Source organism: Prauserella endophytica (assembly GCF_005146945.1).
Taxonomy (GTDB): domain Bacteria; phylum Actinomycetota; class Actinomycetes; order Mycobacteriales; family Pseudonocardiaceae; genus Prauserella_A; species Prauserella_A endophytica.
Genome location: NZ_SWMS01000005.1, coordinates 273,080 through 291,796, shown reverse-complemented (window position 1 = coordinate 291,796; position 18,717 = coordinate 273,080). Strand labels below are relative to the sequence as shown.

At 73.4% G+C, this 18,717-nt stretch carries 17 protein-coding genes; 12 read left to right on the top strand and 5 right to left on the bottom strand.

Annotated features, from left to right (window positions below; translation table 11 throughout):
- Nucleotides 1–302 precede the first annotated feature (302 nt).
- The 4 genes from FCN18_RS12395 to FCN18_RS12380 all read right to left on the bottom strand — a co-directional run bounded on the left by FCN18_RS12395 (nt 303) and on the right by FCN18_RS12380 (nt 5,481).
- Entirely contained in the window at nt 303–2,834 is a 2,532-nt protein-coding gene (locus tag FCN18_RS12395; RefSeq protein ID WP_137095025.1) for an ATP-dependent Clp protease ATP-binding subunit, read from the bottom strand.
- 66 nt (nt 2,835–2,900) lie between these two features.
- Nucleotides 2,901–3,791 carry a glycosyltransferase family 2 protein gene (locus FCN18_RS12390; RefSeq protein WP_112275175.1) on the bottom strand — a complete coding sequence of 297 codons (891 nt, stop codon included), beginning with the start codon at nt 3,789–3,791 and terminating at the stop codon, nt 2,901–2,903.
- Entirely contained in the window at nt 3,788–4,618 is an 831-nt protein-coding gene (locus tag FCN18_RS12385; protein ID WP_137095023.1) for a glycosyltransferase family 2 protein, read from the bottom strand. The genes FCN18_RS12390 and FCN18_RS12385 overlap by 4 nt, the downstream gene beginning before the upstream one ends.
- Nucleotides 4,615–5,481: a polysaccharide pyruvyl transferase family protein gene (locus FCN18_RS12380; protein ID WP_112275171.1), complete on the bottom strand. Its 867-nt coding sequence runs from the start codon at nt 5,479–5,481 to the stop codon at nt 4,615–4,617. Before FCN18_RS12380 ends, FCN18_RS12385 begins: the two co-directional genes overlap by 4 nt.
- A 60-nt stretch (nt 5,482–5,541) precedes the next feature.
- Between FCN18_RS12380 and FCN18_RS12375 the strand changes: the two genes are divergently transcribed.
- The 12 genes from FCN18_RS12375 (at nt 5,542) to FCN18_RS12320 (ending at nt 17,539) form a co-directional block, all read left to right on the top strand.
- Nucleotides 5,542–6,498 carry a UDP-glucuronic acid decarboxylase family protein gene (locus tag FCN18_RS12375; RefSeq protein ID WP_137095021.1) on the top strand — a complete coding sequence of 319 codons (957 nt, stop codon included), beginning with the start codon at nt 5,542–5,544 and terminating at the stop codon, nt 6,496–6,498.
- A 122-nt stretch (nt 6,499–6,620) separates the two neighbouring features.
- Nucleotides 6,621–8,252: a carbamoyltransferase family protein gene (locus FCN18_RS12370; RefSeq protein ID WP_137095018.1), complete on the top strand. Its 1,632-nt coding sequence runs from the start codon at nt 6,621–6,623 to the stop codon at nt 8,250–8,252.
- Complete coding sequence (locus tag FCN18_RS12365) at nt 8,252–9,739, top strand: HAD-IIIA family hydrolase (protein WP_137095016.1); 1,488 nt, start codon at nt 8,252–8,254, stop codon at nt 9,737–9,739. The genes FCN18_RS12370 and FCN18_RS12365 overlap by 1 nt, the downstream gene beginning before the upstream one ends.
- A complete protein-coding gene (locus FCN18_RS12360; RefSeq protein WP_113644417.1) occupies nt 9,736–10,743 on the top strand; it encodes a glycosyltransferase family 9 protein in 1,008 nt (335 codons plus the stop codon). Before FCN18_RS12365 ends, FCN18_RS12360 begins: the two co-directional genes overlap by 4 nt.
- On the top strand, nt 10,740–11,303 hold the full coding sequence (locus tag FCN18_RS12355) for a D-sedoheptulose-7-phosphate isomerase (protein ID WP_112275161.1): 564 nt from the start codon (nt 10,740–10,742) through the stop codon (nt 11,301–11,303). The genes FCN18_RS12360 and FCN18_RS12355 overlap by 4 nt, the downstream gene beginning before the upstream one ends.
- Nucleotides 11,300–12,661: a D-glycero-beta-D-manno-heptose 1-phosphate adenylyltransferase gene (rfaE2, locus tag FCN18_RS12350; protein ID WP_113644416.1), complete on the top strand. Its 1,362-nt coding sequence runs from the start codon at nt 11,300–11,302 to the stop codon at nt 12,659–12,661. Before FCN18_RS12355 ends, rfaE2 begins: the two co-directional genes overlap by 4 nt.
- The gene (locus tag FCN18_RS12345; protein WP_112275157.1) at nt 12,658–13,332 is read left to right on the top strand and encodes an SDR family oxidoreductase; all 675 of its coding nucleotides are present in this window, start codon (nt 12,658–12,660) and stop codon (nt 13,330–13,332) included. Before rfaE2 ends, FCN18_RS12345 begins: the two co-directional genes overlap by 4 nt.
- Complete coding sequence (locus tag FCN18_RS12340; protein ID WP_137095014.1) at nt 13,323–14,255, top strand: glycosyltransferase family 9 protein; 933 nt, start codon at nt 13,323–13,325, stop codon at nt 14,253–14,255. Before FCN18_RS12345 ends, FCN18_RS12340 begins: the two co-directional genes overlap by 10 nt.
- On the top strand, nt 14,248–15,534 hold the full coding sequence (locus FCN18_RS12335; RefSeq protein ID WP_137095011.1) for a UDP-glucose dehydrogenase family protein: 1,287 nt from the start codon (nt 14,248–14,250) through the stop codon (nt 15,532–15,534). Before FCN18_RS12340 ends, FCN18_RS12335 begins: the two co-directional genes overlap by 8 nt.
- Before the next feature lie 168 nt (nt 15,535–15,702).
- On the top strand, nt 15,703–16,074 hold the full coding sequence (locus FCN18_RS12330; protein ID WP_112275153.1) for an STAS domain-containing protein: 372 nt from the start codon (nt 15,703–15,705) through the stop codon (nt 16,072–16,074).
- A 42-nt stretch (nt 16,075–16,116) separates the two neighbouring features.
- Nucleotides 16,117–16,545: a hypothetical protein gene (locus FCN18_RS12325; RefSeq protein ID WP_112275152.1), complete on the top strand. Its 429-nt coding sequence runs from the start codon at nt 16,117–16,119 to the stop codon at nt 16,543–16,545.
- Between the two features lie 91 nt (nt 16,546–16,636).
- On the top strand, nt 16,637–17,539 hold the full coding sequence (locus FCN18_RS12320; protein WP_228713893.1) for a prenyltransferase/squalene oxidase repeat-containing protein: 903 nt from the start codon (nt 16,637–16,639) through the stop codon (nt 17,537–17,539).
- A gap of 266 nt (nt 17,540–17,805) precedes the next feature.
- Here the strand turns inward: FCN18_RS12320 and FCN18_RS12315 are convergent, their stop codons facing one another.
- A complete protein-coding gene (locus tag FCN18_RS12315) occupies nt 17,806–18,687 on the bottom strand; it encodes a sugar phosphate isomerase/epimerase family protein (RefSeq protein ID WP_112275151.1) in 882 nt (293 codons plus the stop codon).
- Nucleotides 18,688–18,717: the final 30 nt, after the last annotated feature.

The following is an 18,717-nucleotide window of genomic DNA, read 5'->3' as shown; positions in this document are numbered from 1 at the left end:
GCTCGAACCGAGACCGGTAGTTGGCCGCCCCGACGCGCAACTCGGCGTCCCGAGCGCACGACTCGCCAGCCCGAGCGGGCCACTCGCCAGCCCGAACGGGCAACTCGCCAGCCCGAGCGGGCCACTCGACGTCCCGAGCGGGCAACTCGACGTCCCGAGCGGGCAACTCGCCAGCCCGAGCGGGCAACTCGGCGTCCAGAGCGCACGACTCGCGGACCCGAGCGGGCAACTCGGCGTTCGGAGCGGGCAACTCGGCGTCCGGAGCGGGGGACTCGCGGGTCTGAGCGGGGGACTCGCGCGGGTTACACCTTCGCGGGGGTGCTCACGTCGAAGGTGAGCCTGCCGTCCTCCACGCCCACGCGCACCCGGGAACCGGACGTGACCTCGCCGCCGAGGAGCATGCGGGAGAGCACGTTGTCCACCTCCCGCTGGATGGTGCGCCGCAGCGGACGGGCGCCGTACTCGGGCTGGTAACCCGCCTCGGAGAGCCAGCGGACCGCCTCGGGCACGACGTCCACCTCGACGTCCTGCGCCTGCGCCTTGCGGCGCGTCTCCTCCAGCAGCAGGGACGTCACGCGCTCGAGCTGCTCCTCCGTGAGCTTGCGGAACACGATGATCTCGTCGATCCGGTTCAGGAACTCGGGGCGGAACGACTCGCGCAGCCTGCGCATGAGCCGCTCGCGCAGCGGCTGCTCGGTGTCGGTCTCCCGCGCCGGGGAGAAGCCCAGCGCGCCCTGGGTGCCGCTCAGCACCAGCTCGGAGCCGATGTTGCTGGTCATGATCAGCACCGTGTTGGTGAAGTTGACCGTACGGCCCCTGCCGTCGGTGAGCCTGCCGTCGTCGAGCACCTGCAGCAGGACGTTGAACACCTCGGGGTGCGCCTTCTCGATCTCGTCGAGCAGCACCACGGAGTACGGCCTGCGCCGCACGGCCTCGGTCAGCTGCCCGGCCTCCTCGTAGCCGACGTACCCTGGCGGCGCGCCGATCAGCCGCGACACCGTGTGCCGCTCGCCGTACTCGGACATGTCGAGCCGCACCATGTGGTCCTCTCCGCCGAACAGCGCCTCCGCCAGTGCTCGCGCGAGCTCGGTCTTGCCGACGCCGGTGGGCCCGAGGAACAGGAAGCTGCCAGACGGCCGGTCGGGTTCGGAGAGGCCGGCCCGTGTGCGGCGCACCGCCTCCGCGACCGCCTGCACGGCCTCGTCCTGGCCGACGACCCGCCCGTGCAGGTGGTCCTCCAGGTGCAGCAGCCGCTCCCGCTCCTCCTGCGTCAGCTGCGCCACGGGGATGCCGGTGCTGCGGGCGACGACCTCGGCGATGTCGACGGTCCCCACCTCGGGCACGCCAGCGGGCGTGTCGTCACTGCGGGTGTCGGCGATCCGGGTGCGCAGCTCGTTGATCTCGTCACGCAGCGCTGACGCCCGCTCGTAGTGCTCCTCGCTCACCGCCTGGTCGCGGTCGCGGCACAGCTGCTCCAGCCTGGCCTCCATGTCGCGCAGGCCCTCCGGCCGCTTGGCCGTGCGCATCCGCACGCGCGCGCCCGCCTGGTCGACGAGGTCGATCGCCTTGTCGGGCAGGTGCCGGTCGGTGATGTAGCGGTCGGAGAGCGTCGCGGCGGCCGAGAGCGCCTCGTCGGTGAACCGCACCTGGTGGTGCGCCTCGTACTGGTCCCGCAGGCCGTGCAGGATCGCGAGCGTGTCCTCCACGTTGGGTTCGGGCACCAGGATCGGCTGGAACCGCCGTTCGAACGCGGGGTCGGTCTCGATGTTGGTGCGGTACTCGTCGAGCGTGGTGGCGCCGACGATGTGCAGCTCGCCCCTGGCGAGCGCGGGCTTCAGCATGTTGCCCGCGCCCATCGAGCCCTCCGAGGAGCCCGCACCGACCACGGTGTGCAGCTCGTCGATGAAGACGATCAGCTCGTCACGGTGCTCGCGGATCTCCTCCAGCAGCTTGGTCATGCGCTCCTCGAAGTCACCGCGGTACCGCGTGCCCGCCACCATCGCGGTGACGTCGAGCTGCACGAGCCGCCTGCCCTCGAGTGACACCGGCACCTGCCCGTCGGCGATGCGCTGGGCGAGGCCCTCGACGATCGCGGTCTTGCCGACCCCGGCCTCGCCGATCAGCACCGGGTTGTTCTTGGTGCGCCGCGAGAGCACCTCGACGGTCTGCTCGATCTCGTCGTCGCGGCCGACCACCGGGTCGATCTCGCCCTCGCGGGCCATGGCGGTGAGGTCGCGGCCGAAGCTGTCGAGCGTCTCCGTCCCGCTGGGGGCCTGCCGCTGCTGGCGGGCCTGTCCCGGCGTCGCGCCGACGGCGGGCCCGGCGATGGCCCTGCGCACGGTCTCCGGGGTCACCCCGGCGCCGCCGAGCAGCCTGCCCGCCGGCGAATCCTGATGCGCCACCAACGCGAGCAGCACGTGTTCGGGGCCGATGTAGGACGAGCGCAGCTGCCGCGAGATCTGGTGGGCGTCGAGCAGGATGCGCTTGGCGCCGGGCGTGAGGGTCGGTGTCGGGGTGGGCGCGCTCCGCGGGTGCGGAGCGTCGCGCTCGATGCGCTGGGCGATCGCGTCGGGGTCGCCGCCCGCCCGCTGGATCAGCTCCCTGCTGCCGGAGACCTGCGTGGCGCCCCACAGCAGGTGCACCGAGTCGAGCTCGTTGCCGCCCCACTCGCCGACCCGCCGGACAGCCGCCGACACCAGCGCCAGCGCCTGCTCGCTCATCAGCCGGGTGATGCCGACGGCGTACGGTTGCCGCCCCGGCATGGCATTGCCGAAGAACTGGGCGAGCAGCTGGTCGAACGGGCTGGGGCCGGGATCACCGAAGAAGCCGGTCATGGGCAGCCTCCCTCTGCGGCAGATCGGGAAAGTCCGTTCCCCGGGCCTACCCGGTGCGGCGCCGCGTCAACCCACGTAGCGCCGGGCCACCGACCGGCGCTGCGAATCCTCCAGCGAGCGCAGCCCGGTCTCCACCCGCTGCGGAACGACCCACCTCTCCCGCAGCACCCACGGCAGTCCCCGCAGCGCCTCCAAGGCGGCCGAGGCCGTCGCCAGGTCGGCCGGCGCGGATCGCAGCACGGCGGCCGTGCGCCGGGCGGCGCTGCGCACGGGCCTGCGCAGCCACAGGGTCCACAGGGTGTTACGGATGCCGAGCTGGCGGCGGCGCCGGGGATCGCGCTGTTTCGAGGGCGCGTGGTGGATCACCACGTCCTCGGCCCAGCACATCCACCAGCCGTGTGCGGCGAGGTCGATCGCGAGCAGCTCCTCCTCGCCGCCCAGCCACATGCGCGGCGAGAACCCGCCGACCTCGCGGAACGCCTCGACGCGGAATGTCGTCAGCCCCGCCATCACGCCCATGAGCGCGGGCCCCGGCAGCCAGTCGGGTCCGGGCACCGGCGACTCCCGCAGCTCCGGGGTGATCGGGTCCTCCCTCAGCTCCGGTTCCACGAGGCAGCGCCCCGTCACCGAGCCGAGCCCGGGGTACTCGTCGAGCAGTTCGGCGGCTCTGCGCAGCGAGCCGGGCTGCCAGCGGGTGTCGTCGTCGCAGAACGAGACGTAGGGCGTGCGCACGTGCCGCACGGCGAGGTTGCGGGCCAGCGCGCCGAGGTTGCGGTCGCAGCACAGCAGCTCCACGCCGGGGAAGTGCCGGGACACCGCGTCGGCGGTGCCGTCGGACGAGGCGTTGTCGGCGACGATGACCGGTGCCCCGTCGGGCAGGTTCGTCATGTGCTCCAGCGTGCGCAGCGCCTCCGCCCGCCGGTTGTGGGTGATCATCACGACCGTGGTTCGGCTCATGCCAGCTCCCTGAGCTGCCGTTCGACGGAAGGCGGCAGGCGCCGCCGCCCGGCCAGCGCGCGCGGCAGCCTGCGCAGGGCGCCGGCCGCGGCGCCGGGGTGCCGCAGCAGCGGGCTCGTCGCGCGCACGCACTCCCCCGCCGGGCGGCGCAGCCACGCGATGAGCGCGTTGTTGCGGGCCTCCATCCGGTGCCGCCAGGCGGCCGGCGGCCTGCTGCTGGAGGGATGGTGGTGCGCCACGACGTCCTCGACGTAGCACAGCGCCCAGCCCCTCGCGGCGAGGTCGCAGGCGAGGAGCTTCTCCTCCGCGCCGAAGTGCAGGAGACTGCTGAACCCGCCGACGTCGAGAAACGCATCCCTGCGCACGATCGCCGAGCACGCGAGGAAGCCAAGCACCTTCGGGCCCGGCAGCCCGGGCTCGGAGCCGAGCGGGCTTTCGGCCATCAGCGCGCACACCGGGTCGGGCTCCTCGCGGGGCCCCACGAGGGTGCGGGCGGCGAGCAGGCCGAGCCGGGGGCAGTCCGCGAAGGCCTCCTCCGCGCGGGACAGCGCGCCGGGCGCCCACCAGGAGTCGTCGTCGCTGAACGCCACGTACGGCGTCGTGGCGGCCCTGACTCCGAGGTTGCGCGCGGCGGCACCGGCGTTCACGGGCGAGGGGATGAGCCGCACGCCGGGGTGCTCTCGGCGCACCCGGGTCACCGTGTCGTCGGTGGAGGCGTTGTCGACGACGATCACCGGCGGCTCAGGGTGCAACGTGGCCAGCTTCCCCAGCGTGCACGCGAGTTCGGCGGAGCGGTTGCGGGTGGCGATGACGACCGTGGTGTTCACGCGCCCACCTCGGCCAGCAGCGCGGTCACGAGCGGTGAGGAGTCGTCGCGCGTCACGGCGTGCTGCCGCGCGGACGGCGAGAGGCACCAGCGCCACCACTGGTCGAGCCGCTCGTCCGTCACGTCCTCGGCGGCGACCACCGCGGGCCAGCCGAGTGCCCGCGCCTGTGCGGAGACCTTGCCTCCGCCCCCGACCGGGTCGACGGCGAGCGCGGGCACCCCGGCGCGCAGGGCGAGCACGAGGCCGTGCAACCGGGTGGTGAGCACGACGTCGAGCCTGCCGAGGAGCGAGACGAACTGGTCACCCGTGGCGCAGTGCCGCCAGTCGGCGGCGTCGAGCCGCGTGTCGAGCGGCACCCGCGCGCAGTCGAGCCCGGCCGCCCACGCCAGCAGCGCCTTGTGCACCTGCTCGTGCCTGCGCCGATCGCCGTACTCACGCTGTCCCGGCGCGAGCACGATCCCTGCGACCGGGACGGGCGACGTCGGGGCGGACGCGGCGAGGTCGGGCCGTGGCGGCCCAGCGCCGTCCCTGGCGAGCACCTGGTGGAAGCCGGTCACGGCGGGGTCGCCTGGGTCGATCACGGACACGCCGACGGCGATCCGACGGCACGAGGCGTAGCGCTCGTGCAGCCCGCGCACCTGCTCGCCGTGCGCGGGCCCGCACGCGAACACGAGGTGGGAGTAGCGATCGGGGGCGGCGTCGTCGAGACGCAGGGCGCCCGGACGGAAGCGGGGACTCCACGCCGAATCGGTCTCCACACCCGCCTCGGCGAGCGCGGCGCCGATCCGGCGCATGCTGAGCACGTCGCCCGCTGTCGCCTCGCCGTGCAGGAAGCTCGGCCAGCCGGTGACCAGAACACGCATGGGCCGCTGGTACCCGCTGCCTCACCGTTTCACACCGACTCTCCCGGGTAACCGGCTGCCATGGTCGCTGACTCGGAACACGTGCTGGTCACCGGCGGCGCGGGCTTCGTCGGCTCGCATCTGTGCGAACGGTTGCTACGCCACGGGCATCGAGTGACCTGTATGGACAGTTTCGCGACGAGCTCCCCGGACGGCATCGCGGAGCTGAGGCGGCACAACGGGTTCACGATGCTCGAGCACGACGTGACCCGCCCATTGCCGGACCTCGGGGACACGCGGCTGGTGCTGCACCTCGCCTCGGCGGCCTCGCCACGGGACTACCTGCGGCTGCCCATCGAGACTTTGGAGGCGGGTGCACTGGGCACGCGCAACGCGCTGGCGTTCGCGCAGCGGCACGGAGCCAGGTTCCTGCTCACGTCCACCAGTGAGGTGTACGGCGACCCGCTGGAGCACCCGCAGCGCGAGGACTACTGGGGCAACGTGAACCCCGTCGGCCCGCGCAGCGTGTACGACGAGGCGAAGCGCTACGCCGAGGCGCTGACGATGGCCCATCAGCGGCAGCACGGAACGGATGTCGCGATCGCCCGGATCTTCAACACCTACGGGCCGCGTATGCGCGCCGACGACGGCCGCATGATCCCGAACTTCATCACGCAGGCGCTCGCGGGTGAACCACTCACGATCGCCGGATCGGGTGACCAGACGCGCTCGGTGTGCTACGTGGACGACACGGTCTCCGGCCTGCTCGCGCTCGCCCGCAGCACGTTGACCGGACCGGTGAACATCGGCAATCCACACGAGCTGCCGGTGTGGCAGGTGGCCGACGAGATCCGCGCGCTCACCGGCACGGCGTCGACCGTGCGGCAGGTGCCCGGCGCGGTTGACGACCCGCGGCGCCGTTGCCCCGACATCTCCATGGCACAGAAGGAACTCGGCTGGCGGCCGGAGGTGACCCTTCGTGAAGGTCTCCGGCGGACAATCGCCTGGTTCGCCGCGGAAAGCGGCGCGGCAGCGTAACCACGCTGTGTAGCGACGTCCTGGTCTTTTCCACCGATTCCGTTTGAGAGCCGCTTCGGCGGGTAGCGACTTAGTGCCGGCTTGGACACGGTCGGCGGCCACCACTGGCGGGAGGTAGAGAGGTGCGCATTCTCGGGATCAACGCCGTTTTCCACGACCCCGCCGCGGCGCTGGTCGTGGACGGCGAGATCGTCGCCGCGGCGGAGGAGGAACGCTTCAGCCGTCGCAAGCACGGGAAGTCCGCCGTGCCGTTCTCGGCATGGGAATTGCCGGAGCAGGCCGCGAAATGGTGTCTGGACAAGGCAGGTCTCGCCCCAGCCGACCTGGACGCGATCGGCTACTCGTACGATCCCGCGCTCGCCGACGACGACGCCGACGGCACCGACGAGGGCGGCTGGGAACGGCTGCGCACGCTGTACGCCCGCCGCGCGCCCGCGTTCCTGAAGACCGCTCTGCCCGGTGTGGACCCCGGCATCGTTCGGTTCGTCCGGCACCACGTCGCGCACGCCGCGTCGGCCGCGCTCGCCGCGCCGTTCGGCGACTGCGCCGTGCTGACCTCCGACGGGCGCGGCGAGGCGGAGTCCTACCTGGCCGGCGAGTACCGCGACGGCAAGCTCGAAGAGCTTGCTTCCCAACGCCTTCCGCACTCGCTGGGGCTCGCCTACGAGTCCCTCACCGAGCACCTCGGCTTCCACCGCTCCAGCGACGAGTACAAGGTGATGGCACTCGCCTCCTACGGCAAGCCACGCTTCCTTTCCACTGTGGCCGAGCACATCCGTGCGACCGGCGACGGTGGGTTCCGCACCGATCCACTCGACTGGACCGAGTTCGCGCCAGCCCGCACGAGCGCCGACGAGCTGCTTCCCGAGCACGCCGACCTCGCCGCGAGCGTGCAGCGCGTGGTCGAGGACGTGCTGCTGGAGCTGGCCGCCTGGCTGCACGAGCGCACCGGCCACACCGATCTCGCGCTCGCCGGGGGCACCGCACTCAACTGTGTTGCCAACACCCGGCTGCACGCCGAGAGCCCGTTCGAACGCGTCTGGGTGCAGCCCGCCGCCGGTGACGCCGGGACCGCGCTGGGCGCCGCCCTGCAGCTGGCCGCCGACTTCGGCGAGCGCGCCGCGCCGATGCGCGGAGCCGACCTCGGCCGGGGCTGGACCGACGCGGAGCTGGAGAACTGGTTGCGGCGGGCCAGGATCCGCTACGAACGGCCCGCCGACATCGCCGAGACGGTCGCCGACGCGCTCGCCGACGACAAGGTGGTGGCGTGGTTCCAGGGCCGCGCGGAGTTCGGGCCACGCGCGCTCGGACACCGCTCGCTGCTGGCCCACCCCGGCCGCAAGGAGAACCTGGAGCGCCTCAACGACGTGAAGGGCCGCGAGCAGTTCCGGCCGGTCGCGCCGATGGTGCTGGCCGACCGCGCGCGCGAGCTGTTCAGTCGCGGCCCGATTCCGAGCCCCTACATGCTGTTCGTCCACGACGTCGCAGAGGAGTGGCGGGACCGGGTTCCCGCGGTGACTCATGTGGACGGTACGGCCCGCATCCAGACCGTCGATGCCGATGACGAGCCGGTGCTTGCGCGGATGCTGCGCGGGTTCGAGTCGCGCACCGGCCTGCCGACGGTGGTCAACACCAGTCTCAACACCGCTGGCAGGCCGATGGTGGACGACCCGCGCGACGCGCTCGAGTGCTTCGGGTCCGCCCCGGTCGACCTGCTCGCCATCGGACCTTTCGCCGTGTGGAGGAACGCCTGATGGTGCACCCACTGCAGTCCCTGCGCTACACGATCGTCATCCCGACGACGGGACGTGCCCAGCTCTCGATGCTGCTGCGGGCGCTCGACGGCTCACACGGCCCGCACCCCTCCGAGGTGATCGTGGTGGACGACCGGCCAGGGGGCGATCCGTTGACGCTGCCGGGAATCCGGTTTCCACTGCGGCAGGTCCGATCCGGCGGGCGCGGCCCCGCCGCCGCCCGCAACACCGGCTGGCGGCTCGCCCGCACCGAGTGGATCGCTTTCCTCGACGACGACGTGCTGACCGATGTGGACTGGACACAACGGCTGTCGGAGGACCTGGACGGGCTCGGCCCCGGGATCGCCGCGTCGGTCGCGAAGATCGTCGTGCCGCTGCCGGAGGACCGGCGCCCCACCGACGACGAGCGGGACACGCTCGCGCTCACCCACGCCAGGTGGATCACCGCTGACATGGCATACCGGCGCAGCGCGCTGGTGGAAGTGGGCGGGTTCGACGAGCGCTTCCCGCGTGCGTTCCGGGAGGACGCCGATCTCGCGCTGCGCGTGTGCCAGGCGGGCTACCGCATCGCCGAGGGCCGCCGGGTCACCACGCACCCAGCGCGCGGCGGCGACTTCTTCGCCAGCGTGCGCAGGCAGCGGGGCAACGCGGACAACGCGCTCATGCGCGCCAAGCACGGCAGGCACTGGCGGCAGCTGACCGGGGAGGGGCCCGGCAGGCTCGGCAGGCACGCGCTCACCACGGTCGCGGGCGCCGCCGCGCTGGGCCTGCTCGCCGCGGGCCGCCGCCGGGCCGCCACGCTCGCGGGCGGGGCCTGGGCCGGGCTCACCGCGCAGTTCGCCGCGAGCCGGATCGCGCCGGGTCCGCGCACCCCCGCCGAGGTCACGCGCATGGCTGTCACGAGCGCGTTCATCCCGCCCGCCGCGTGTGCCCACCGCCTGCGCGGCGAGCTGCGGGCACGGGAGCCGGTCGCGGTGCTGTTCGATCGCGACGACACACTCATCGAGGACGTGCCCTACCTCGCCGACCCCGAGCAGGTTCGCCCGATGCCCGGAGCGCGCGCCGCACTCGGCGCGCTGCGGGACGCGGGCGTGCTGCTCGGCGTGGTGAGCAACCAGTCGGGCATCGGCAGGGGCTACTTCACCGACGACGAGGTTCGCAGGGTCAACGCCCGCGTCGACGAACTCCTCGGCCCTTTCCAGACGTGGCAGTGGTGCCCGCACGGCCCCGACGACGCGTGCGCGTGCCGCAAGCCGCAGCCCGGCCTCGTGCTCCGCGCGGCCGAGGCGCTCGGCGTTGACGTGAGCCGGTGCGTGGTTGTCGGCGACATCGGCGCCGATGTCGAGGCCGCGACCGCGGCGGGGGCGAAGGGGATCCTCGTGCCGACCCCGCGCACACTGCCCGGCGAGGTCGAGCACGCGCGGCGCGAGGCCGCGGTGGCGCCGGACCTGACGTCCGCCGTGCGACTCGCCATGGAGGTCCTATGAGGACACTCGTGGCGCGGCTCGACAACGTGGGCGACGTGCTGCTCGCCGGTCCGTGCGTGCGGGCCGTCGCGGCGGGCTCCGACGAGGTCGTGCTGCTCGCCGGTCCGCGCGGGCGGGCCGGTGCCGAGCTGCTGCCCGGCGTGGCCGAGGTGATCGAGTGGTGCGCGCCCTGGATCGACCCCGAACCGCCCGAGCTCACGCAGGAGTCGATCGAGGCGCTGACCAAGCAGCTGCGGGACCTTCGGCTCGACGCGGCACTGGTCCTCACGTCGTTCCACCAGTCCCCGCTGCCGCTCGCGCTCGTGCTGCGGATGGCCGGGGTGCCGTGGATCGGAGCCATCAGCGAGGATTACCCGGGCTCTCTGCTCGACCTTCGCCACCGCGTCGAGGGTGACCCGCCCGAAGCCGAGCGCGCGTTGTCGCTGGCGACCGCGGCGGGGTTCACCCTGCCCGAGGGCGACGACGGACGGCTCGCCCTGCGCGGCCCGCTGCCGGAGACCACCGGGCTCACAGGCGAACCGGGCTACGTGGTGGTGCACCCGGCGGCCTCGGTGCCGGCGCGGCAGCCGACGGCCGAGCGATCGCGGGCGATCGTGCGCGCGCTCGCCGAGGCGGGCCATCGCGTGATCGTCACCGGCGCTCCCGGCGAGCGACGGCTCACCGCCGAGGTCGCGGGTGAGGTCGCGCTCGACCTCGGTGGGGTGACCGGATTGCCCGAGCTGGCCGCCGTGCTCGCCGGGGCGCGCGTGGTGGTCGCCCCCAACACCGGACCCGCCCACCTGGCTGCCGCCGTCGGCACGCCGGTGGTCTCGTTGTTCGCCCCCGTCGTGCCCTCGGCGCGGTGGGCCCCGTACGGGGTGCCCGCCGTCGTGCTGGGCGACCAGGACGCGCCGTGCCGGAACACGCGGGCGCGGCAGTGCCCCGTCGAGGGGCACCCGTGCCTCGCGATCGACCCGGCCGACGTCGTGAGGTCCGTCCACGAACTCTCAGGAGGTGTCTTGTGATCGAAGAGCACTTCGCCGCGCTCAGCGGCGCGCTCAGCCGCGTGCAGTCCGCGGCGCCCACGATCGACCGCTGGGGAACCCACCTGGCCGCGGTGCTCACCGGAGGCGGGCGACTGCTCGCGTGCGGCAACGGCGGCAGCGCCGCCGAGGCCCAGCACCTCACGGGCGAGCTCGTCGGAAAGTTCCTGCACGACCGGCAACCGCTGTCGGCGATCGCGCTGCACGCCGAGACCTCGGCGGCCACGGCGATCGTCAACGACTACGGCGAGCACGAGCTGTACGCCCGGCAGGTGCGCGCGCACGGCCGTCCCGGCGACGTGCTCGTGGCCCTGTCCACGAGCGGGCGCAGCCAGAACGTGGTGGCGGCGGTGAAGACCGCCCACGAGCTCGGCCTCACCACGTGGGCGCTGACCGGGCCGGAGCCCAACCCGCTCGCCGCGCTGGCCGACGACGTCATCGCGGTGGACGCGCCGAGCACCGCCACGGTCCAGGAGGTGCACCTCGCCATCGTCCACGCGCTGTGCGCCACGCTCGACGAGACGCTGGGTGTGCCCGCGTGAAGCCGCTCGTGGTGATCGGGGACGCGCTGCTCGACGTCGACATCGAGGGCAGGGCCGAGCGCCTGTGTCCCGAGGCTCCGGTGCCGGTGGTGGACGTGAGCGGCGAGTGGCTGCGGCCCGGCGGGGCCGGGCTCGCGGCGGCGCTGCTCGCCACACGCACCGCGCCCGAGGTCGTGCTCGTCACCGCGCTCGGCGACGACGACGCGGGCCGCGGGCTCGCCGCGCTGCTCGGGCGCGACGTGCAGGTGGTGCGGCTGCCACTCGACGGGACGACCGTGCGAAAGACGCGCGTGCGCGCACAGGGGCAATCGCTCGTGCGCGTGGACACCGGGGGCGGGCACGCCGCCGACGCGCCGCTGCCCGCGCGGGCCGTCCGCGCGCTGCGCTCGGCGGGCGCGGTGCTCGTCTCCGACTACGGCCGCGGGGTCGCTGCCCATCCCGAGGTGCGCGCACTGCTGAGCGAGCTGGACGTACCCGTGGTGTGGGACCCGCATCCGCGCGGGCCCGCGCCGGTGCCGGGCGCGACGCTCGTGACGCCCAACGACAAGGAGGCACTGGGCTTCACGCGCTGCGGCGACCCGGCCGAGGCGGCGACTGCGCTGCGCCGCGAGTGGTCCTGCGAGGCCGCGGCGGTGACGGTCGGCGCGCGCGGCGCGCTGCTGTCAGGGCCCCGCGACGACGGCGTCGTGCGCGTGCCCGTGCCCGCCAAGGCGGCGGTCACCGGACAGTCGCGGCCCGACACGTGCGGCGCGGGCGACCGGTTCGCCAGCGCCGCCGCGGCCTCCCTGCTGGAAGGCTCTGACGTGCCCGCCGCCGTCTCCGCCGCGGTCGACGCCGCGTCGCGGTTCGTCGCGGCGGGCGGCGCCGCCGCGCTGTCGGTCGACGGCGTGCCCTCGGCCGGACCGGCCGCGTCGGCCTTCGACCTCGCCGAGCGGGTGCGCAGGCGGGGCGGCAGGCTCGTCGCCACCGGCGGCTGCTTCGACCTGCTGCACCCCGGCCACGTGAGCCTGCTGCGGCAGGCCAGGGCGCTGGGCGACGCGCTCGTGGTGTGCGTCAACTCCGACGACTCCGTGCGGCGTCTCAAAGGCCCTGGCAGGCCGATCGTGTCCGCGAGCGACCGCGTGCGGCTGCTGGAGGAGCTGGAGTCCGTCGACGCCGTGGTGGTGTTCGACGAACCGTCCCCGGCGCCGCTGCTCGACCGGTTGCGCCCCGACGTGTGGGTCAAGGGCGGCGACTACGCGGGCGCCGAGCTGCCCGAGGCGAGTGTCGTCCGGGCGCACGGCGGCGAGATCGTGCTCGTCCCCACCGTCGATGGCTATTCCACCACCCGACTCGTACAGGAGGCGATGACTCGATGAAGGTACTGGTCACCGGCGGCTCCTCCGGGCTCGGCGCCGCGACCGTGGCGGCGCTGAGCGAGCAGGGTGACACGCCGCTCGTGCTCGACCGCGTGCCGCCACAGTCCGATGTGGAGTACGAACTCGCCGATCTCGCCGACTCCCCCGCCGCCGAGAACGCCGTGCGGGAGCTGGCCGACCGGGCGGGCGGGCTCGACGCCGTGTTCACCGCCGCCGGCATCGACCACCCCGGCAAGCTCACCGACGTGCCCGCCAAGGAGTGGGAGCGCGTCGTGCAGGTGAACCTGCTCGGCACGGCCGCGGTCGCCAGGGCCGCACTGCCCTACCTCGAACGGTCGCGGGGCACGCTCGTCACCGTCTCCTCGACGCTGGGCCTGCGCTCGGTGAGCGACGCGACCGCGTACTGCGCCGCGAAGGCCGGAGTCGTCGGCTTCACCAGGGCGCTGGCCGCCGAGACGGCGGGCCGTGTCGGCGTGACGCTCCTCGTGCCCGGCGGAATGCACACGAAGTTCTTCGACAACCGCGACGAGCAGTACAAGCCGCCGCCCGACGCCAAGCTGAACCGGCCGGAGGACGTCGCCCGGACGGTGCTCTACGCCCTGCGCCAGCCTCCGGGTTGCCAGGTGCGCGAGCTCGTGGTGTGCCACGAGGAAGAGGGCTCATGGCCGTGACACTCGTGCTGCGGGCGCTCGGCCTCGGCGACCTGCTCACCGCCGTGCCCGCACTGCGCGCGCTGCGCGCGGCCCGGCCCGGCGACCGGATCGTGCTGGCCGCTCCCGCCGCGCTCACGCCGCTCGCCGAGCTGACCGGAGCGGTGGACGAGGTGCTGCCGACCTCGGGGCTCGGTGAGCTGCACCTGCCCGGCGAGCCGCCCGCTCTCGCCGTGAATCTCCACGGCAGCGGCCCGGAGAGCATCACCGACCTGCTGGCGACGGAACCCGCCGAGCTGATCACCCACCGGCATCCGGACCTGCCCGAGGTGCGGGGGCCCGCGTGGCGCGAGGACGTGCACGAGGTGCGGCGCTGGTGCGACCTGCTGGGCTCGGCGGGCATCCCGGCCGACCCCGACGACGTCGGCCTGCCCGCGCCGAAGGTGCCGAACCCGGCGCCCGGCGCGGTGGTGCTGCACCCCGGCGCCGCGTTCCCGTCGCGCCGGTGGCCCGCCCACCGCTTCGCGGCGGTGGCCCGCGCGCTCGCCGGACACCGCGTGGTGGTGACGGGCGGCGCGGGCGAGGAAGGGCTCGCACGGGAGGTCGCCGAGGCTGCCGGGCTCGGGGAGGACGCCGTGCTCGCGGGTCGCACCGACCTCGCCGCGCTGGCGGCGGTGATCGCCGACGCCGCGCTCGTGGTGTGCGGTGACACCGGCGTGGGCCACCTCGCGACGGCGTTCGGGACGCCCTCGGTGCTGCTGTTCGGCCCCACTCCACCGAGCCGCTGGGGCCCGCCCGTGAACCGTTCGCGGCACAAGGTGCTGTGGGCAGGCCGAAGGGGCGACCCGTTCGCGGACCGGCCGGACCCGGGTCTGCTGCGGCTCACCGAGGCCGAGGTACTCGTGGCGGCACGGACATTGCTTCCGGAGGCGACCAATGCGTGAGCGGCTGCGTGCGGGTGTGGTCGGCGCGGGCTACGTCGGCCTGACGAGCGCGGCGTGCCTCGCCGAACTGGGGCACACCGTCACGTGCGTCGACGTGGACGCGGAGAAGGTCGAGCGGCTGCGCGAGGCCGAGATCCCCATCCACGAACCGGGGCTGCCCGAGCTGGTGCAAGGCAACCTCGCGGCGGGCCGGCTCGCGTTCACCACCGAGCACGCGGCGCTGCGCGACGCCGACGTGGTGCTGCTGTGCCTGCCGACCCCGACCGGCCAGGGCGGCACGGCCGACCTGAGCGCGTTCGACGCGGCCGTGACGACGCTGCGCGACACCGTCTCACCCGGATGCGTCGTGGTGATCAAGTCGACCGTGCCCGTCGGCACCACCGAGCGGGCCGCCACCGCGCTCGGCCACCCCGTGGTGAGCAACCCCGAGTTCCTGCGCGAGGGGCACGCGGTGCACGACTTCCTGCACCCCGACCGCATCGTGATCGGCGCCCGCGACGAGCGGGCCCGAGCGGTGGCGACCGCCCTGTACGCGGGGCTCGACGCGCCCGTCCTCCACACCGATCCGGCGAGCGCGGAGCTGGCGAAGTACGCGAGCAACGCGTTCCTCGCGCTCAAGGTGTCGTACGTGAACGAGCTGGCCGAGCTGTGCGAGCGGCTCGGCGCCGACGTCACCGACGTGACCGGGACGATGGGCCTCGACGAGCGGATCGGCTCCGCCTTCCTGTCGCCGGGGCCGGGCTGGGGCGGCTCGTGCCTGCCAAAGGACACGCGGGCGCTGCTGCACGCCGCCGCCGAGGCCGGGGTCGACTTCACGGTGCTCGCCGACGCCGTCACCGCCAACGCGCGCCAGCTCGACCGCGTGGTGGCCAAGGTCCGGCAGGCGGTGACCGGCGCGGAGGACGGCTCGCTCTCCGGCGTGCGGCTCGGCCTGCTGGGGCTGACGTTCAAGGCGGGCACCGACGACCTGCGCGAGTCGCCGGCTCTCGCGATCGCCGCGCGGCTGGCGGCCGAGGGCGCACAGCTGACCGGGTACGACCCCGGCGTGCGCAGGGCCGCCGATCTCGGCGAGGTACAGCTGGTGGACGAGCCGTCGCTCGTCGCGAAGGACGCGGCCGGGCTCGTGCTGCTCACGGAGTGGCCGGAGTTCCGGGACCTCGACTGGCCCCAGCTCGCCCAACTGGCCGAAAAGGCCACCGTGGTGGACTGCCGGAACCTCCTCGATCCGGGCGAACTCGCCGAGGCGGGTTTCACCTATTCGGGTCTCGGCAGGTGCTGATCGAAAACGGTGTGCGACCCCGGCGCTACCAGGAGTTCCCACCGATTCAAGGGGCTCGGGGCCCCCGTGGCGCCGGTTCCAGGCAACGCGGCACGGCCAGAAGTGGTTGCACCCGTCGTGGGCAGGGCTAGGCTCTGACCGTCAGGCGGTCACCCCACTGGAGGTCGAGTGCCCGAGTTGCCCGCGCCCAGTCCGCTGCTCCACGTCGCGGACGAGCACCACGGGACCACCCTCGTGGTGCGGGTGAAGGGTGAGGTCGATCTGTGCACCGGCCCCGAGCTCGAGCAGCACCTCCAGCACGCCTTCGCCGACGTGCGGCCGCCCGAGCCCCTGGTGGTGGACCTGTCGGGCGTCGCGTTCATCGGCTCCTGTGGGCTCACCCTGCTGCTGCGGCTGCACGACACCGCCGAGAGCAAGGGCAGCAGCCTCCACATCGTCGCAGGGCAGCGGGCCGTCACCCGCCCGATCGAGGTGGTGGGGCTCAACGACACGCTGCGGCTGTACTCCACGGTGGAAGACGCCCTCGCACACTCGCGCTGAACCCGCCGGTTCGCGCGGCACCATAGTGGGTACCTCGACGTCGTGACTTCGTACAACCGCCGTTTCGCAGCGCAGCTCCGCAGGGAGTGCCGCAGCTCGGGCGATCCGTGGCGCGCGGCCGAGACCCACCTGCCGAATCCAGAGGGGCTCCTCGCCTCCGGCTTCACCTTCAGCGGCCCCCTGCACGCTGTGCTGCCGTTGTTCGGCGTGTACCGGGGAAACTCGCGGGTACGCGTGGACCGCGACTGCCTCCAGGTCAGCTACGGCCACTGGCGCTTCGAGACGCCACTGGCCAACATCGCCGACGTGACCACCGTCGACGGCAAGGTGCGCATCACCTTCCACGAGCCGGTCCACGGGCACGAGCCGATCGGCGTACGGCACCGCGACTTCACGGTCACCGTCGACGACCCCGAGTACTTCGCCGAGGCCCTGCGCGCCCGTATCCCGCGGCGCACGCAGTCGTCCTGACCGGGCCCTGCCCCGGCCCGGTCAGGACGACACCCGGTGGCGTCCGTTCCGTTCAAGACCATGCGGGCCGTTCCGGGCCAGGATGGACGGCATGGCACCCGAGCTGTCCTTCGATCTCGCCGCCGCGGCGACCTTCCAGCGCACGCACGCCAGGCTGCTCGACCAGCGCCGGTTCGAACTGCTCATCGGTGAGGGCGACGCGGAGGCGACCCTCGCGGCGCTCGCGGCCTACCGCAACGCCGACGGCGGGTACGGCCACGGCCTCGAACCGGACCTGCGTTCCCCGGAGAGCCAGACCGGCCCGGCGCTGCACGCCTTCGAGGTGTTCGCCGAGGTCGCTCCCGTCACCAGCCCGCACGCGGCGGCCCTGTGCGACTGGCTCGACTCCGTGACGCTGCCCGACGGCGGGGTTCCGTTCGCGCTGCCCGTGACGTCGCCGTCCGGCTGCGCGCCCTTCTGGGTGACGGCCGACCCGGCGGAGTCGTCGCTGCAGATCACCGCGATCACCACCGCCAACGCGCTGCGGGTCGCCGCGCACGACCCGGCCGTCGCGGAGCACCCGTGGCTCGCGCGGGCGACGGACTACTGCCTCTCCGCCATCCGCGGGCTCGACGGCAGGCCGCACGCGCTCGTGCTCGCGTTCGCGGTGGGGTTCCTCGACGCCGCGTCCGACACCCGCCCGGAGGCGGCTGAGCTGCTGGACCACCTCGCCCGGTACGTCCCCGCCGACGGCCTCGTGCCGGTGGAGGGCGGCGCCGAGGACGAGGCGATGCGGCCGCTGGACTTCGCCCCGCTGCCGGGCCGGCCGGCGCGGAGGCTGTTCGCGCCCGAGGTGATCGACGCCGAGCTGCGCAGGCTCGCCGACGGCCAGCAGGACGACGGCGGCTGGCGGGTCGACTTCGACAGCTACTCCCCGCAGGCGACCCTGGAGTGGCGCGGCTACCAGACCGTCAACGCGGTCCGCATCCTCCAGGCCGCCGCCCACGCGCAGTGACATCCGCAGTGAAGGCCACCTTCACTGCGGTCAACGCAGGCAAGGTGGCCTTCACTGCGTTGGATCAACACAGCGGCGCGCCAGCGCCTCCGTCTGGGTGGCGGTGGGAGACGGGTGGGCGCAGGCAATGTGGCCACACCCCAATGCAGTGAAGGCCACCATCACTGCGTCCAACGCAGGCAAGGTGGCCTTCACTGCAGTCAGCCAACAGCCCCCAAGGCCACCTTTGTTGCGTTGAACGCAACAAAGGTGGCCTTGGGGAAAGGTCAGAAGCGGAGGTTGCGCAGGTAGTCGTAGCCCACTTCGGCGGTGTGGAGCGGGTCGGTGGGCTGGTCGTGCTCGACGACGTAGTGCAGGACCGCGCCGCCCGCCCACGTCTCCCGGAAGATCCGCGCGAAGTCGATGTTGCCCGTGCCGAGATCGGCGAAGCCGCCGTCGTCGGCGCGGTCCTTCACGTGGAACTGCCGCACCCGGCCGAACTGCCGGTAGAACTCCCGCACCGGGTCGACGCCCGCGACGACGAGCCAGTACAGGTCGTACTCGAAGTGGATGTTGCGGCGGGTAGTGGTGCGCGCGATGACGTCGAACGGCCGGACGCCGTCGATCGCCTGGAACTCGTGCGCGTGGTTGTGGTAGCCGTAGGCGATCCCGGCCTTGCGGAACGCCTTGCCCGCCGTCTCCAGTTCCTGCGCGAAGGAGGCCCACTCGGCGATCGTGCCGAAGTTGGCGTACGCGCAGTCGGCCATGTGGTAGCCGAGGATCCTCGCGTCGTCGATGAGCTGGTCGACGTCCGCGCCCCGGAAGTCGACGTGCGCGGAGACCGCCTTCAGCCGGTACCGGTCGAGGATGGCGCGGAATTCCTTCGCGGTGCGGCCGTAGGTGCCCGCCAGCTCGACGTTGCGGTAGCCGATGTCGGACAGCTCCTCGAGCGTGCCCTCGAGGTCGGCCTCCAGCGCGTTGCGCAACGTGTACAGCTGGACGGCGATCCGCTCCTTCGGCAGCCGCCTGCCCCCGTGGCCGCCGCCGTGGCCCCAGCCCGCCTGCGCGGTACCCGCGGTGGCCGCCGCGAGACCGGCGACGGCCGCGGCACCCGCCGTGGTGCGCAGCATGGCCCTGCGAGACAGGCGAGACTTCGGTGAATCGCTCATTCTCGGTTCCCTTTCGGTCAAAGGTGGGGA